The organism is Streptomyces himalayensis subsp. himalayensis (assembly GCF_013778455.1).
In the GTDB taxonomy this organism is placed as follows: domain Bacteria; phylum Actinomycetota; class Actinomycetes; order Streptomycetales; family Streptomycetaceae; genus Streptomyces; species Streptomyces himalayensis.
This window is the reverse complement of sequence record NZ_JACEHE010000006.1, coordinates 104,633-120,178: the sequence shown is the minus strand read 5'-3', so window position 1 is coordinate 120,178 and position 15,546 is coordinate 104,633. Positions and strand designations below refer to the sequence as shown.

Here is a 15,546-nt window from a genome sequence, read left to right as displayed (position 1 = left end):
ATGCCAGAGTTCACGAGCCGCAGAGGATTGCTGTTCGGCACCGCCGCCGTCTCCGCCGGTGCCCTCCTCACCGCCTGCACCAGCAACGAACCCAGCAAGGAAGAGTCCACCGCGAACGACCAGCCGGTCGCGGACGACAAGCCCGGCAAGGAGGTCACCATCGGCTTCGCGGGCCCGCAGGCCGACCACGGGTGGCTGAACGCGATCAACGACAACGCCAAGAAGCGGGCCGAGAGGTACCAGGACGTGACCCTCGAGATCACCGAGGGCTCCAACGACACCGCGGCCCAGATCGGCCAGATCGAGACGCTGATCAACAAGAAGGTCGACGTCCTGGTGGTCCTCCCGGCCGACGGCAAGGCGCTCACGCAGGTCGGCCTCAAGGCCATGCGCGCGGGCATCCCCGTCGTCAACCTCGACCGGATCTTCAACACCCCGCAGGCGTACCGCTGCTGGATCGGCGGCGACAACTACGGCATGGGCCTGAACGCCGGGCACTACATCGGCGAGAAGCTCAAGGACAAGAAGAACGCACGTGTCGTGGAGCTCGCCGGGATCGACAACCTGGAGCTGACGAAACAGCGCACCCAGGGCTTCGACGACGCGCTCAAGAACTACCCGAACATCAGGAAGGTCGCGCGCCAGGCCGCCGAGTTCACCGTCGAGTCGGGCCAGGCCAAGATGGCGCAGCTGCTGCAGGCCCAGTCGAAGATCGACGCATTGTGGAACCACGACGACGACCAGGGCGTCGGTGCCCTGCGCGCCATCGAGCAGGCGGGCCGCGACGAATTCCTGATGGTCGGTGGCGCGGGCGCGCTCTCCGCCTTCCAGGCGATCAAGGCCGACAACGGCGTACTCAAGGCCACCGTGCTGTATCCGCCGACCATGGCCGCCTCGGCCATCGATCTGGCGCGTGCGCTCGGGCAGTCCAAGGGCGTGTCGGGTCTCGCGGAGTTCGAGATCCCGGCATCCCTCACCCTGTACTCGGCCGTCGTCGACAAGGACAACGTCGACCAGTACATGTCCACCGGCTTCAAGTGATGCGTACGCCCGCCCCCACAGAGCGTCGACCACGAGGAGGAAATCCGTATGGGACAGCCGGAGCAGCCCGAGAGCGGGGTGGCAGCCGGAGCCGGGCCGGTCGGAATCAGCGCCGACACCGGGCCAGTCGACGTCGGCACCGGTGCCGGTTCCATGAAGCGCCGGCTCGGCGTGGGCATGGTCGGCTACGCGTTCATGGGCGCAGCCCACTCCCAGGGCTGGCGCACCGTCGGGCGCGTCTTCGACCTGCCGTGCCGGCCGGAGCTGGCGGCCATCTGCGGGCGCGACGCGGACGCCGTACGGGCCGCGGCCGACCGGCTCGGCTGGGCGGCCGCGGAGACCGACTGGCGGGAACTGATCGCCCGTGACGACGTCGACCTGGTCGACATCTGCACACCAGGCGACAGCCATGCGGAGATCGCCCTCGCCGCGCTCGCGGCGGGCAAGCACGTGCTGTGCGAGAAACCGCTGGCCAACACCGTCGAGGAGGCCGAGGCCATGGCCGAGGCCGCCGAACAGGCACGGGCCCGCGGCCAGGTCGCCATGGTCGGCTTCAACTACCGTCGCCTGCCGGCGACCGCGCTGGCCCGGAAGATGGTCGCCGACGGCCGGCTGGGCGCCCTGCGTCATGTGCGCGTCACGTACCTGCAGGACTGGCTGGTCGATCCCGGTTTCCCGCTCACCTGGCGGCTGCAGCGGGAGGTCGCGGGATCGGGGGCGCTCGGCGATCTGGGCGCGCACATCGTCGACCTCGCGCAGTATCTGGCGGGCGAGCCCCTCGTCGGCGTGTCCGCGCTCACCGAGACCTTCGTACGGGAGCGGCCGCTGCTCGCCGGGGCTTCGGCGGGGCTCAGCGCTACGGGAGGCGGCGGGCCACTCGGCACCGTGACGGTCGACGACGCGGCGCTGTTCACAGGCCGGTTCGCCTCGGGCGCGCTCGCCTCCTTCGAAGCCACTCGGTTCGCCACAGGCCGCAAGAACGCGCTGCGTCTGGAGCTCAACGGTGAACGCGGTTCGCTCGCCTTCGATCTGGAGCGGCTCAACGAACTGTCGTTCCACGACCACACCGAGCCGGGTGTGAGCGCGGGCTTCCGCCGCATCCTCGTCACCGAGCCCGACCATCCGTATCTCGAGGCCTGGTGGCCGCCGGGCCACGGTCTCGGGTACGAGCACTCCTTCGTCCACCAGGCCCGCGACCTCGTGACCGCCATCGCGACGGGCGTCGTACCGGAACCCTCCTTCGCCGACGGGCTGGGTGTGCAGCGTGTCCTGGCGGCGGTGGAGGAGAGCGCGGCGAAGAACTCGGTGTACACGCCCGTGCCGCCGGCCCCGGCCGCGGCAACGGCCACGGATTCCGATTCCCATGCTTCATCGGCGTCATCTGTTTCATCGGTCTAGGAGGCCCCGTCCATGCCCCGCGACTTCACCCTGTTCACCGGCCAGTGGGCCGACCTGCCGCTCGAGGAGGTCTGTCGGCTCGCCCGCGACTTCGGATACGACGGCCTCGAACTCGCCTGCTGGGGCGACCACTTCGAGGTGGACAAGGCGCTCGCCGACGACTCGTATCTGCCATCCCGGCGGCAGCTGCTCGACAAGTACGGCCTGAAATGCCGGGCGATCTCCAACCACCTCGTCGGCCAGGCCGTGTGCGACGCGATCATCGACGAGCGGCACCAGGCGATCCTGCCCGCGCGTATCTGGGGCCACGGCGAGGCCGAGGGCGTACGGCGGCGGGCGGCGGCCGAGATGGCCGACACGGCACGGGCCGCGGCCGCCTTCGGCGTCGACACCGTCATCGGCTTCACCGGCTCGTCCATCTGGCACCTCGTCGCCATGTTCCCGCCCGCTCCCGAGCGGATGATCGAGCGCGGCTACGAGGACTTCGCCGAGCGCTGGAACCCGATCCTGGACGTCTTCGACGCGGAGGGCGTGCGGTTCGCGCACGAGGTACATCCCAGCGAGATCGCGTACGACTACTGGACCACGCAGCGCGCCCTCGAAGCCGTCGACCGGCGCCCGGCGTTCGGCCTCAACTTCGACCCGAGCCATTTCGTCTGGCAGGACCTGGACCCCGTCGGCTTCCTGTGGGACTTCCGCGACCGTATCTACCACGTCGACTGCAAGGAGGCCCGCAAGCGGCTGGACGGCCGCAACGGGCGCCTCGGCTCGCATCTGCCGTGGGGCGACCCGCGGCGCGGCTGGGACTTCGTGTCGGCCGGCCACGGCGACGTCCCCTGGGAGGACGTCTTCAGGATGCTGCGCTCCATCGGGTACGACGGGCCCATCTCGGTCGAGTGGGAGGACGCGGGCATGGACCGTCTGCAGGGCGCACCTGAGGCCCTGCAGCGCCTGAAGGCGTACGACTTCGAGCCGCCGTCGGCGTCCTTCGACGCGGCGTTCGGGAGCGCCGACTAGGCCCGGGTACTTCGGGAGAGCCGACTTGCCCCGGTAGTTCGGAAGCGCCGACCAGCCTCGGTTCGGGAGCGCCGACCAGCCCCGGCAGACCCTGACCGAGCTCCTTGTCCCCGGCGCGGAATGGTCCGCGCCGGGGCGGTCCGGCCTGCCCGGAACCCGGTTTGTCCTCATGCAGGAAAAAGTCCAACTTCCTTGCTGTCCAAGGGCTTTCGGTCACGGACAAACGTGGCTACCGTCCTTGAGGCATACGCCTGAGATGTACGCGACACACGCATCGCTGCGCACCGCGCACGGCGTACACGTTCGCGACACAGCTCGCTCCGGGGTGACGGCGCACCCCGGCATCCCGCACCCGCCACGTACGACTGGCACCCTCCCTGGAGGCACTTCGTGCTCAGGAAATCCGGAAACAGCACTGGAAACAGAGAGCGTCTGAGATTCCGCAAGGCACTCGCACTCCTCACCGGCACGCTCCTCGCCGGCGCCTCGCTCGCCCTCGCCGTACCGCCGGCGGGCGCCGCCGACCCCGAGACGAACGCGTCGAAGACGGCTTCGGCGGCCGCCGCAGAGGACTTCCAGCAGGTCACCCTCGCCAAGGGCGAGCCCGAGGTCGGCGAGCCCATGTCCCTCGCGGTGCTCCCGGACCGCTCGGTCCTGCACACCTCACGCGACGGCGAGCTCCGTATCACCGACGCCGCGGGCAACACCCGGCTCGCGGGCAAGCTCGACGTCTACTCGCACGACGAGGAGGGCTTGCAGGGCGTCGGCGTCGACCCCGGCTTCGCCGACAACCGCTTCATCTACCTCTACTACGCCCCGCCGCTGGACACCCCGGCGGGCGACGCCCCCGAGACCGGCACCGCGGCCGACTTCGCGAAGTTCGACGGCGTCAACCGACTCTCCCGCTTCGTGCTGAAGACCGACGGGACGCTCGACTCCGCCAGCGAGACGAAGATCCTCGACGTCCCGGCCTCACGCGGCATCTGCTGCCACGTCGGCGGCGACATCGACTTCGACGCCGCCGGCAACCTGTACCTGTCGACCGGCGACGACTCGAACCCCTTCCAGTCGGACGGCTACACGCCCATCGACGAGCGTGCCGACCGTAATCCGGCCTTCGACGCCCAGCGCACGTCCGGCAACACCAACGACCTGCGGGGCAAGATCCTCCGGATCAAGGTGAACGCCGACGGCTCGTACTCCGTCCCCGAGGGCAACCTCTTCGCACCCGGCACGGACAAGACGCGGCCCGAGATCTACGCGATGGGCTTCCGCAACCCGTTCCGCTTCAGCGTCGACAAGGCCACCGGCATCCTGTACGTCGGCGAGTACGGCCCTGACGCGGGTGCCGCCGACCCGGAGCGTGGCCCTGCCGGCCAGGTCGAGTTCGCCCGCGTCACCAAGCCCGGCAACTTCGGCTGGCCCTACTGCACGGGCAACAACGACGCGTACGTGGATTACGACTTCGCCACCGGCACCTCCGGCGCGAGCTTCGACTGCAACGCCCCCAAGAACACCTCCCCGAACAACACCGGCCTCACCGACCTGCCCCCGGCGCAGCCCGCCTGGATCCCCTACAACGGCCCGTCCGTGCCCGAGTTCGGCGACGGCTCCGAGTCCCCGATGGGCGGACCGGTCTATCACTACGACGCAACGCTCGACTCGCCGGTCAAGTTCCCCGAGGCGTACGACGGTGACTTCTTCGCCGGGGAGTTCGGCCGCCGCTGGATCAAGCGCATATCGTCGGACGCCGACGGCACGGTGCAGTCCATCAACGACATCCCCTGGACCGGCACGCAGGTGATGGACATGGCCTTCGGGCCGGACGGTGCGCTCTACGTCCTGGACTACGGCGTCTCCTGGTTCGGCGGTGACGAGAACTCGGCCCTGTACCGCATCGAGAACGCCACCGACGGGCACTCGCCGACCCCGCAGGCCTCCGCCGACCGTACCTCGGGGCAGGCCCCGCTGAAGGTCCGCTTCTCGTCCAGCGGGACCACCGACGCAGACGGTGACACGCTCACCTACAGCTGGGACTTCGGCGACGGCTCCGCCGTATCCACCGCCGCGAACCCCTCCCACACGTACAAGAAGAACGGAACGTACACGGCGACGCTGACCGCCAAGGACCCGAGCGGACGCACCGGCAGTGCGAGCGTGCAGATCGTGGTCGGCAACACGGCCCCGAAGGTGACGCTTGAACTGCCGCGTGACGGCCAGCTGTTCAGCTTCGGCGACGCCGTGCCGTTCAAGGTGAAGGTGACCGACCCGGAGGACGGCACCATCGACTGCGCCAAGGTCAAGGTCAACTTCATTCTCGGCCACGACAGCCACGGTCATCTGCTGACCTCGGCAAACGGCTGCACCGGCACCATCCAGACCGGCGCGGACGGCGGCCACGACGACGACGCCAACGTCTTCGGGGTCTTCGACGCCGAGTACACCGACGGCGGTGGCGGCGGCCAGGCCGCGCTGACCACCCACGACCGACACGTCGTCCAGCCCAGGCACCGCCAGGCCGAGCACTTCGGCACCTCCGAGGGCATCACCGTCCAGAGCCGGACGACGGCCCACGGCGCCAAGACCGTCGGCGACATCGGCAACGGCGACTGGATCGCCTTCCAGCCGTACGTCCTGTCCAACGCGACCAAGATCAGCGCACGGGTCGCCTCCGCCGGCGCGGGCGGCACCCTGGAGATCCGCGCGGGCTCGGCGGGCGGCAGGCTCCTCGGCACGGCAACCGTCCCCGACACGGGCGGCTGGGAGAACTACCAGGACGTCACGGCCACCCTGAAGGGCGCGCCCTCCGGCACCACCACGCTCTACCTCGTCTTCAAGGGCGGCAGTGGCGATGCCCTGTACGAGGTGGACGACTTCACCTTCACCACGAGCTGACGCGAGGAGGACCGATCATGCGAAGACGTACGTTCCTTGCGGCGGCCACGGCGACGGCCGCCCTGTTCACCGGTGCCGCGTCCGGCCCTGCCGGCGCCGCCGGCACCCGTGAGAGCCGGGTGCTGGTGTTCTCCAAGACCGCGGGTTTCCGGCACGACTCCATCCCGGACGGCATCGCCGCGCTGAAGGAACTCGGCCAGGCGAACGGATTCACCGTCGACGCCACGGAGGACGCGGGCGCCTTCACCACCGCCGGCCTCTCCCGGTACGACGCCGTGGTCTTCCTGTCCACGACGGGCGACGTCCTCGACGCCACCCAGCAGGCGGCCTTCGAGTCGTACATCGAGCACGGCGGCGGCTACGTCGGTGTGCACGCGGCGGCCGACACGGAGTACGACTGGCCGTTCTACGGCGGGGTCGTCGGGGCCTACTTCCAGAACCACCCGGCGATCCAGCCGGCAGCGGTCGACGTGGAGGACCGCGCCCACCCGGCGACCTCCCATCTGCCGGCGGTGTGGAACCGCACCGACGAGTGGTACAACTACCGCGCCAACCCGCGCCAGGACGTCCACGTCCTGGCCTCGCTGGACGAGTCGTCGTACACCGGCGGCACCATGAACGGCGACCACCCGATCGCCTGGTGCCACGAGTACGGGGGCGGCCGCGCCTTCTACACCGGCGGCGGGCACACCAAGGAGTCCTACGCCGATCCCGCTTTCCGGCAGCATCTGCTCGGCGGCATCCAGTGGGCCAGGGGAGCGGCGCAGGCCGACTCCCGCCCGGAGGACGGCTACAGCCCGCTCTTCGATGGCACGCAGGAGTCACTGGCCGGCTGGAAGCAGGCCGGACCCGGCTCGTTCACCCTCGACGACGGCACGCTCACGTCGAGCGGCGGCATGGGCATGCTCTGGTACGCGGACATGGCGTTCGGCGCGTACTCGCTGAAGCTCGGCTGGAAGATGGCCGGCGACGACAACTCGGGTGTGTTCGTGGGCTTTCCGCCCTCGGACGACCCGTGGTCCGCCGTCGACAACGGCTACGAGATCCAGATCGACGCGACCGACGCACCGGAGAAGACCACCGGCTCCGTGTACAGCTCCCAGTCCGCCGACCTGAAAAAGCGCGACCGCGCCCTCAACCCGCCCGGCCAGTGGAACACCTACGAGATCCGCGTCCAGGGCGAGCGGCTGCGCGTCTGGCTCAACGGGGTGAAGATCAACGACTTCACCAACACCGATCCGGCGCGGAGCCTGAAGGACGGTCACATCGGCATCCAGAACCACGGTGCCGAGGACCAGGTGTCGTTCCGCAACATCCGGATCAAGGAGCTCGGCGCAGGCGAGGAGCTCCAGGGTGAGCAGGTCCGGAGTGAGCAGGTCCAAGGTGAGCAGCTCCGGGGTGAGCAGCTTCGGGGGTGAACAGCTCCGGGAACTGCCCGTGAAGGGCGACTAGACGGCGGCGGGCGGGGGACGCCGGACCTCCGCCCGCCGTCACCTTCCTCTCATCGTCTGTGCTCGGCCCTCTCTCCTCGCCTTTCGTCTTCTCTCTCCTTCTGTCCTTGTCGTCAAGGAGGTTGTTCATGTCCGCCGAACCTTCCGCTCCCCGTCCGCGTACCGGCGTGTGGCTCGTCGGAGCGCGCGGTTCCGTGGCCACCACCGTGGTGGTGGGATGTGCCGCCGTGGCCGCGGGGCTGCACCCGGCCACCGGCATGGTGACCGAGACGGCGCCGTTTGCCGACTGCGGTCTGCCGACGTTGTCGTCCCTCGTCTTCGGCGGTCACGACACGGTGGACTGCCCCTTGCCCAAGCGCGCGGAGGCACTGGTCGCAGGGGGAGTCCTGCCGCACGGTCTGCCGTCGGCGGTGCAGGGCGAACTGGCCGCCGCCGACCGGGAGATCCGCACCGGCGGACCCCTGCCCGGTGACACCCGCTCCGACGAGGAGCTCATCGAGTCCTTGGCCGCCGACATACGGGACTTCGTACGCCGGGGCGGGCTGACCCGCACCGTCGTGGTGAACGTCGCGTCGACGGAGCCTGTGGCGACGGGGCCGGCGGAGTCGGGGGCGGCAGGGGCGGCGGAGTCGGGGGCCGCTGCGACGCGTTCCGAGGCCGCTCTCCCGGCCCGGCTCCCTGCCAGCTCTCTGTACGCGGCGGCTGCGCTGCGGGCCGGTTGCCCGTACGTCAACTTCACCCCGTCGACGGGCCTGCACCACCCCTCACTGCGCGCGGTGGCCTCGGGCTCCGGCCTGCCGTACGCGGGACGCGACGGCAAGACTGGGCAGACGCTGCTGCGATCGGTGCTGGGCCCGATGTTCGCGCAGCGTGCCCTGGCCGTGCGCGCCTGGTCGGGGACCAACCTGCTGGGCGGCGGCGACGGCGCGGCGCTGGCCGACCCTGGTGCGGCCGCCGCGAAGAACGCAGGCAAGGAACGCGTCCTCACCGACACCCTCGGCTCGGCCCCCGAAGGCGAGGTGCACATCGACGACGTACCGGCCCTCGGCGACTGGAAGACCGCCTGGGACCACATCGCCTTCGACGGCTTCCTCGGCTCCCGGATGGTGCTCCAGACCACCTGGCAGGGCTGCGACTCCGCCCTCGCGGCGCCCCTCGTACTCGACCTGGCCCGCCTGACCGCCCGCGCCCACGAGGCCGGCCTCTCGGGACCCCTGCCGGAACTCGGCTTCTACTTCAAGGACCCGGACCCCGGCTCGCCCTCGGCACTCGCAGCGCAGTACGGGGAGTTGGTGGGATTCGCCGGGCGGCTGCGGGCGGCACGATGAGCAGCGAGATCCGGCCGAGTGCACAGGCCTGGGCGGAACTGCTCCGGCTGCCGGCACTGTTCACGGTGCCGGGAGACGCCCTCGCGGGCGCCGCCGCGGCGGGCACCCCGCCCAACCGCCGCACCTTTCTGGCCATCGGTTCCTCCCTGTGTCTGTACGAAGCGGGCATGGCGCTCAACGACTGGGCCGACCGCGCCGAGGACGCACTGGAACGCCCGTACCGCCCACTGCCGTCCCGCCGCGTCAGCCCCGGAGCGGCGCTGGCTGCGGCCGGCGGCCTCACCTGCGCCGGCCTTGCGCTGGCCGCGCGCGCCGGGCGGCCGGCGCTGGCGGTCGCAGGGACGCTCGCGACCACGGTCTGGGCGTACGACCTGGGCCTGAAGCGAACGGCCGCCGGTCCCACGGCCATGGCGGCGGCCCGGGGACTGGACCTGATGCTGGGCGCGGCGGCAACGGTCCCGGGCGGCCGGTGGCGCACGGCCCTGCCCTCGGCCACGGTCCTCGGCGTGCACACACTCGCGGTGACGGCCGTGTCTCGCCGGGAGACCCAGGGCGGCTCCTCCCTGGCACCACTCGCGGCGCTGTCGGCGACAGTACTGCTGGCGTGGACAGTTGGTCGCACGACTGGTCGGACCACCGGTCGCACCACCCCCGAACTCCCGGCGGGCCGACGGACGGCTTCCGCCCTCCGCCTGCCGGGCTCCAGCTCCTCCGCGTCGATGGGCGCTGCGGCGCCGAGCCGCAGAGCTGTGGCCACCGGAACTGTGGCCACTGGAACCGCCACCGTCGGAGCTGTGGCCACCGGAACCGCAACCGACAGAACCGCGACCGCCGGAATTGCGGCGACCAAAACTGCGGCGAACAGAACTGCCACCGTCCTCCAGGGCGTTCTCAGCGCCGCCTACGCCGCAACTGCCGCCCGCCCCCTGTTCCACGCCGTACTCAACCCCTCTCCGCCGCTCACACAACGGGCCGTCGGGGGCGGTATTCGAGCCATGATCCCGCTCCAGGCAGCACTCGCCGCCCGCGGCGGCGGACTCCGCAGCGCACTGCTGACTGCCGCCCTGGCCCCGGCCGCCCGGGCGTTCGCACGGAAGGTGAGCGTGACATGAGCCCAGACACCCTCCGCTTCGGATACGGCACCAACGGCCTCACCGACCTGCGTCTCACCGACGCCCTGGGTCTGCTCGCCGACCTCGGGTACGACGGGGTCGGGCTGACCCTCGACCACATGCACCTGGACCCGCTCGCCCCGGACCTGGCCGTGCGCACCCGCGAGGTGGCCCGCCGACTCGACCGGCACGGACTGGGCGTGACGATCGAAACCGGCGCCCGGTATGTGCTCGACCCGCGCCGCAAGCACGGCCCCTCCCTCCTCGACCCGGACCCGGCCGGCCGTGCCGCACGCACGAGGCTGCTGATCCTCGCCGTGCAGATCGCCGCCGACCTGGGTGCGCACGCGGTGCACTGCTTCAGCGGCGTCACACCCGAGGGCACGTCGGACGACGTGGCGTGGCAACGGCTCACAGAGGCCTTGGCACCCGTACTGGATGCCGCCACCGCCGCAGGAATCCCGCTCGCCGTCGAACCCGAGCCGGGCCACCTCGTCGCCACGCTCGCCGACTTCCACCACCTGCGACATGCACTCGGCAGTCCCGAAGTCCTCGGTCTCACCCTCGACATCGGCCACTGCCAGTGCCTGGAAGCGGAGCCGCCTGCCGACTGCGTCCGGGCCGCGGCACCCTGGTTGCGGCATGTCCAGATCGAGGACATGCGCCGCGGTGTTCATGAACACCTCCCGTTCGGGGACGGGGAGATCGACTTCCCGCCCGTACTCGAAGCCCTTGCCGCCACCGGCTACCAGGGACTGACCGTCGTCGAACTGCCCCGCCACTCCCACGCCGGCCCACGCCTCGCCGAGGAGTCGCTGGACTTCCTGCGCCGCGCCTGCCCCGGCGCAGGGCGGGCTGCCCGGGGCCGGGCAGCCGAGGCCGCACTGGAAGGGAGCACGTCATGACGCACCACCCCACGGTGCAACCCTCCACCGCCTCGCTCCACACCCACCTCGACGCCGCACTCGACGGCGCCGCCCGCGCCTGGCTGGACCAGGCACTCGCCGAGGCCGCCAGCCACCGGCACCGGCACCGGCACCACGAGCGGGACCGCAGGCTGGACCAGACCCAGACCCAGACCCAGACCCAGACCCAGGCCCAGGCCCAGGCCCAGGCCCAGGGCCAGGGGCAGGACCAAGACAAGGGGCAGGGGCACGGGGAGGGGCAGGGGCAGGAGCAGGGGCATGGCACCCAAAGCCCCCTGCATTCGTGGGAGTTACGCTTCGCCGAAGCCGGGCGCCGCTGCGGCCCCGAGTACGCCGACGCCGCCCGCCTGCTCCTCCTGCACGCCGCAGGCGCCGACCCGGCGACCCTCACCGGTATCTACGCCCAGGGCAACGCCGCCGAACGCCGCGCTGTCCTGCACGCACTGCCCCACCTCGTCCCTGGCCCCCAAGCCCTGCAGCTGGTCGAGGACGCCCTGCGCACCAACGACACACGCCTGGTCGCCGCCGCTGTCGGCCCGTATGCCGCCGAGCATCTGGACCCCCACAACTGGCGGCACGCCGTCCTCAAGTGCCTCTTCACCGGTGTCTCCGTGGACGCGGTAGCCGGCCTGGCGGAGCGCGCACGAGCCGACGCTGAACTTGCCCGCATGCTCGTCGACTACGCGAACGAACGCACCGCCGCGGGCCGCCCCATCCCCGAGGACCTGCACCGCGTCCTTGCCCTGACCACCCTCTTGGCTTTGCCAACCGCCCCCTCGGCGTCCTCGGCCATCCCTTCGCCCCCCTCCGCTCCTTCGACCGGCGAGGAGTCCTGATGCGCATCTTCGACCCCCACATCCATATGACGTCACGGACCACCGACGACTACGAGGCCATGTATGCGGCGGGCGTGCGCGCCGTCGTCGAGCCCGCCTTCTGGCTGGGTCAGCCCCGTACCTCGCCGGCCTCCTTCGTCGACTACTTCGACTCCCTCCTCGGCTGGGAACCTTTCCGCGCCGCCCAGTACGGCATCGCGCACCACTGCACGCTCGCCCTCAACCCCAAAGAGGCGAACGACCCCCGTTGCACCCCCGTCCTGGACGTGCTGCCCCGGTATCTCGTCAAGGACAACGTCGTCGCAGTGGGCGAGGTCGGCTATGACTCCATGACGCCCGCCGAGGACATCGCACTCGCCGCCCAGCTCCAGCTCGCCGCCGACCATGAGCTGCCGGCTCTGGTGCACACCCCGCATCGCGACAAGCTCGCCGGGCTGCGCCGCACTCTCGATGTCGTCCGCGAGTCCGCTCTGCCGCCCGAGCGGGTACTCATCGACCACCTCAACGAGACCACCGTCAAGGAAGCCAAGGACGCGGGGTGCTGGCTCGGCTTCTCCGTCTATCCCGACACCAAGATGGACGAGGAGCGGATGGTCGCCGTGCTGGAGCAGTACGGGCCGGAGAAGGTCCTGGTCAACTCCGCCGCGGACTGGGGCAGGAGCGACCCGCTGAAGACCCGCAAGGTGGGTGACGCCCTCCTCAAGGCCGGGTTCAGCGAGGACGACGTCGACCGGGTGCTGTGGCGCAATCCCGTCGCCTTCTACGGGCTGAGCGGTCGGCTCACCCTCGACGTCCCACGGCCCGACGCCACCCACGAGGGCAACTCCATCCTGCGCGGCACCCCGCAGACGGAGGCGTGAACCATGCGCTTCCGGCACCCCGACGGCTCCACCGTCCACCTTGCCTACTGCACCAACGTCCACCCCGCCGAAACACTCGAGGGCGTCCTCGCCCAACTGCGCGACCACTGCGAACCGGTCCGCAAACGGGTCGGCCGAGACCGCCTGGGCATCGGACTGTGGCTCGCCAAGGACGCCGCCCGGGCACTGATCAGGGACCCGTCGGCGGTGCGCGGCCTGCGCACCGAACTCGACCGGCGCGGCCTGGAAGTGGTCACTCTCAACGGTTTCCCGTATGAAGGATTCGGTTCCGCAGAGGTCAAGTACCGCGTGTACAAGCCGGACTGGACCGATCCCGAACGCCTCACCCACACCACCGACCTGGCCCGCCTGCTTGCCCAGCTGCTCCCCGACGACGTCACCGAAGGCAGCATTTCCACCCTGCCGCTCGCCTGGCGTACCTCGTATGACGCGGACCGTGCCGCGACCGCGCACGCCGCACTGCGCACCCTCGCCGAACGCCTCGACGCCCTGGAGGAGCTGACCGGGCGCTCCATCCGCATCGGCCTCGAGCCCGAGCCCGGCTGCATCGTCGAGACCACGCACGACGCCATAGCGCCTCTGACCGCGGTCGGACACGACCGCATCGGCATCTGCGTCGACACCTGCCACCTCGCCACCTCCTTCGAAGACCCGCACACCGCACTGGACGAACTCACCGCCGCCCGCATCCCCATCGTCAAGAGCCAGCTCTCCGCGGCTCTCCACGCCGAACACCCCCATCTCCCCGACGTACGCGAAGCCCTCGCGGCTTTCGACGAACCCCGCTTCCTGCACCAGACGCGCGCCCGCACTCCCGCCGCACTGCACGGCACCGACGACCTCGGCGAGGCCCTCGCCGGCGACACGCTGCCCCAGGCCACCCCGTGGCGCGCCCACTTCCACGTCCCCCTGCACACGGCCCCCGCCGCGCCAGTCACCTCCACTCTTTCCGTGCTCCAGGACACGTTGGCCCGGCTGGTCGGCGGCCCGCACCCGCTGACCAGCCATCTCGAGGTCGAGACCTACACCTGGCAGGCCCTTCCGCCCGAGCTGCGCCCACACACCCGAGCCCAGCTCGCCGACGGCATCACCGCCGAACTCACCCTGGCCCGCGACCTCCTGACGGACCTAGGCCTGAAGGAGCTCCCATGACGACTGGCGTGACAACTCCCGTGACGCAACGACCGGATCGCCCCGGCCCGACTCCTCTCCTCGTCCTCGACGTCGTGGGTCTCACCCCGCGCCTCCTCGAGCACATGCCGCGCCTGCGGGCACTCGGTGAGCACGGTTCCCAGGCCGCTCTCGGCACCGTCCTGCCCGCCGTGACCTGCGCGGCCCAGTCGACCTTCCTGACCGGCACCACACCCGCCGAGCACGGCATCGTCGGCAACGGCTGGTACTTCCGCGAACTCGGCGACGTACTGCTGTGGCGCCAGCACAACGGTCTCGTCGCCGGAGACAAACTGTGGGACGCCGCCCGCCGCGCCCACCCCGGCTACACGGTCGCCAATATCTGCTGGTGGTACGCCATGGGCGCCGACACCGACATCACCGTCACCCCCCGTCCTGTCTATTACGCCGACGGCCGCAAGGAACCCGACTGCTACACCCGGCCACCGGCACTGCACGATGAACTCACCGAGAAATTCGGCACCTTCCCGCTCTTCCACTTCTGGGGCCCGGGCGCCGACCTCGTCTCCAGCCGGTGGATCATCGACGCCACCCGGCACATCATGGCCGGCCGCAACCCCGACCTGACTTTGTGCTACCTCCCCCACCTCGACTACGACCTGCAGCGTTACGGCCCCGACGATCCCCGCTCACACCAGGCCGCGGCCGATCTCGACCAAGCCCTCGCCCCCCTCCTCGACGACGCGCGCACCCAGGGCCGCACCGTCGTGGTTCTCTCCGAGTACGGCATCACCCGCGTCAACCGCCCCGTCGACATCAACCGCGCCCTACGCCGGGCCGACCTGCTGGAAGTACACACCCAGGACGGCATGGAGTACCTCGACCCGATGGCCTCACGCGCCTTCGCCGTCGCGGACCACCAGATCGCCCACGTCTACGTCCGCCGACCAGAAGACCTCGACGCCACGCGAGCAGCACTCCAGGACCTGCCCGGCATCGACCAACTCCTCGACGACGAGGGCAAGAAGGCACACCACCTCGACCACCCCCGCGCCGGCGAGCTGGTCGCCGTAGCGGAGCCGGACGCCTGGTTCACGTACTACTACTGGCTCGACGACGACCGCGCCCCCGACTTCGCGCAGCTCGTCGAGATCCACCGCAAACCCGGCTACGACCCCGCCGAGCTCTTCATGGACCCCCTCGACCCCTACGTCAGGGTGAAGGCCGCCGGAGCGCTGGCCCGCAAGAAGCTCGGCATGCGCTACCGCATGGCGGTCGTGCCCCTGGACCCCTCACCTATTCGAGGCAGCCACGGCCGCCTCCCGGCGAGCGACGACGATGGTCCGCTCATCATGTGCTCCACCCCCCATGCTGTCGGCGACCGAGTTGCGGCCACCGATGTGAAATCCCTGCTGCTCGACCTGGCCGGCCTCGCATGACAAGCAACTGAGCAACTGCAGAAAGTGAAACACGCGCCACCGACAACGCGTCCGGCACGCGGAGGAGCAGCAGACCGTTCGGCACCCGTTC

Annotated in this window: 12 protein-coding genes; all 12 read left to right on the top strand. The window is 70.5% G+C overall.

The window, feature by feature from the left end:
- Window positions 1-1,041, top strand: a complete 1,041-nt coding sequence (locus H1D24_RS12265) for a substrate-binding domain-containing protein (RefSeq protein ID WP_181657495.1) — start codon at window positions 1-3, stop codon at window positions 1,039-1,041.
- Window positions 1,042-1,089: 48 nt separating this feature from the next.
- Window positions 1,090-2,439, top strand: coding sequence for a Gfo/Idh/MocA family protein (locus tag H1D24_RS12260; protein ID WP_181657494.1), 1,350 nt, complete (start codon window positions 1,090-1,092; stop codon window positions 2,437-2,439).
- A gap of 12 nt (window positions 2,440-2,451) precedes the next feature.
- Window positions 2,452-3,456, top strand: a complete 1,005-nt coding sequence (locus H1D24_RS12255; RefSeq protein ID WP_181657493.1) for a sugar phosphate isomerase/epimerase family protein — start codon at window positions 2,452-2,454, stop codon at window positions 3,454-3,456.
- A gap of 390 nt (window positions 3,457-3,846) precedes the next feature.
- Window positions 3,847-6,351: a PQQ-dependent sugar dehydrogenase gene (locus tag H1D24_RS12250; RefSeq protein WP_181657492.1), complete on the top strand. Its 2,505-nt coding sequence runs from the start codon at window positions 3,847-3,849 to the stop codon at window positions 6,349-6,351.
- A gap of 17 nt (window positions 6,352-6,368) precedes the next feature.
- Entirely contained in the window at window positions 6,369-7,769 is a 1,401-nt protein-coding gene (locus H1D24_RS12245; protein WP_181657491.1) for a ThuA domain-containing protein, read from the top strand.
- 161 nt (window positions 7,770-7,930) lie between these two features.
- Window positions 7,931-9,130 (top strand): inositol-3-phosphate synthase, encoded by a 1,200-nt coding sequence (locus H1D24_RS12240; RefSeq protein ID WP_181657490.1) that lies wholly within the window; start codon window positions 7,931-7,933, stop codon window positions 9,128-9,130.
- On the top strand, window positions 9,127-10,242 hold the full coding sequence (locus tag H1D24_RS12235) for an SCO3242 family prenyltransferase (RefSeq protein WP_181657489.1): 1,116 nt from the start codon (window positions 9,127-9,129) through the stop codon (window positions 10,240-10,242). Before H1D24_RS12240 ends, H1D24_RS12235 begins: the two co-directional genes overlap by 4 nt.
- The gene (locus H1D24_RS12230) at window positions 10,239-11,147 is read left to right on the top strand and encodes a sugar phosphate isomerase/epimerase family protein (RefSeq protein ID WP_181657488.1); all 909 of its coding nucleotides are present in this window, start codon (window positions 10,239-10,241) and stop codon (window positions 11,145-11,147) included. Before H1D24_RS12235 ends, H1D24_RS12230 begins: the two co-directional genes overlap by 4 nt.
- Complete coding sequence (locus H1D24_RS12220; RefSeq protein ID WP_220136656.1) at window positions 11,144-12,004, top strand: EboA domain-containing protein; 861 nt, start codon at window positions 11,144-11,146, stop codon at window positions 12,002-12,004. Before H1D24_RS12230 ends, H1D24_RS12220 begins: the two co-directional genes overlap by 4 nt.
- Window positions 12,004-12,864: a TatD family hydrolase gene (locus H1D24_RS12215; RefSeq protein WP_181657487.1), complete on the top strand. Its 861-nt coding sequence runs from the start codon at window positions 12,004-12,006 to the stop codon at window positions 12,862-12,864. Before H1D24_RS12220 ends, H1D24_RS12215 begins: the two co-directional genes overlap by 1 nt.
- A 3-nt stretch (window positions 12,865-12,867) precedes the next feature.
- Window positions 12,868-14,037, top strand: a complete 1,170-nt coding sequence (gene eboE, locus H1D24_RS12210; RefSeq protein WP_181657486.1) for a metabolite traffic protein EboE — start codon at window positions 12,868-12,870, stop codon at window positions 14,035-14,037.
- Window positions 14,034-15,455: an alkaline phosphatase family protein gene (locus tag H1D24_RS12205; protein ID WP_181657485.1), complete on the top strand. Its 1,422-nt coding sequence runs from the start codon at window positions 14,034-14,036 to the stop codon at window positions 15,453-15,455. The genes eboE and H1D24_RS12205 overlap by 4 nt, the downstream gene beginning before the upstream one ends.
- Window positions 15,456-15,546: the final 91 nt, after the last annotated feature.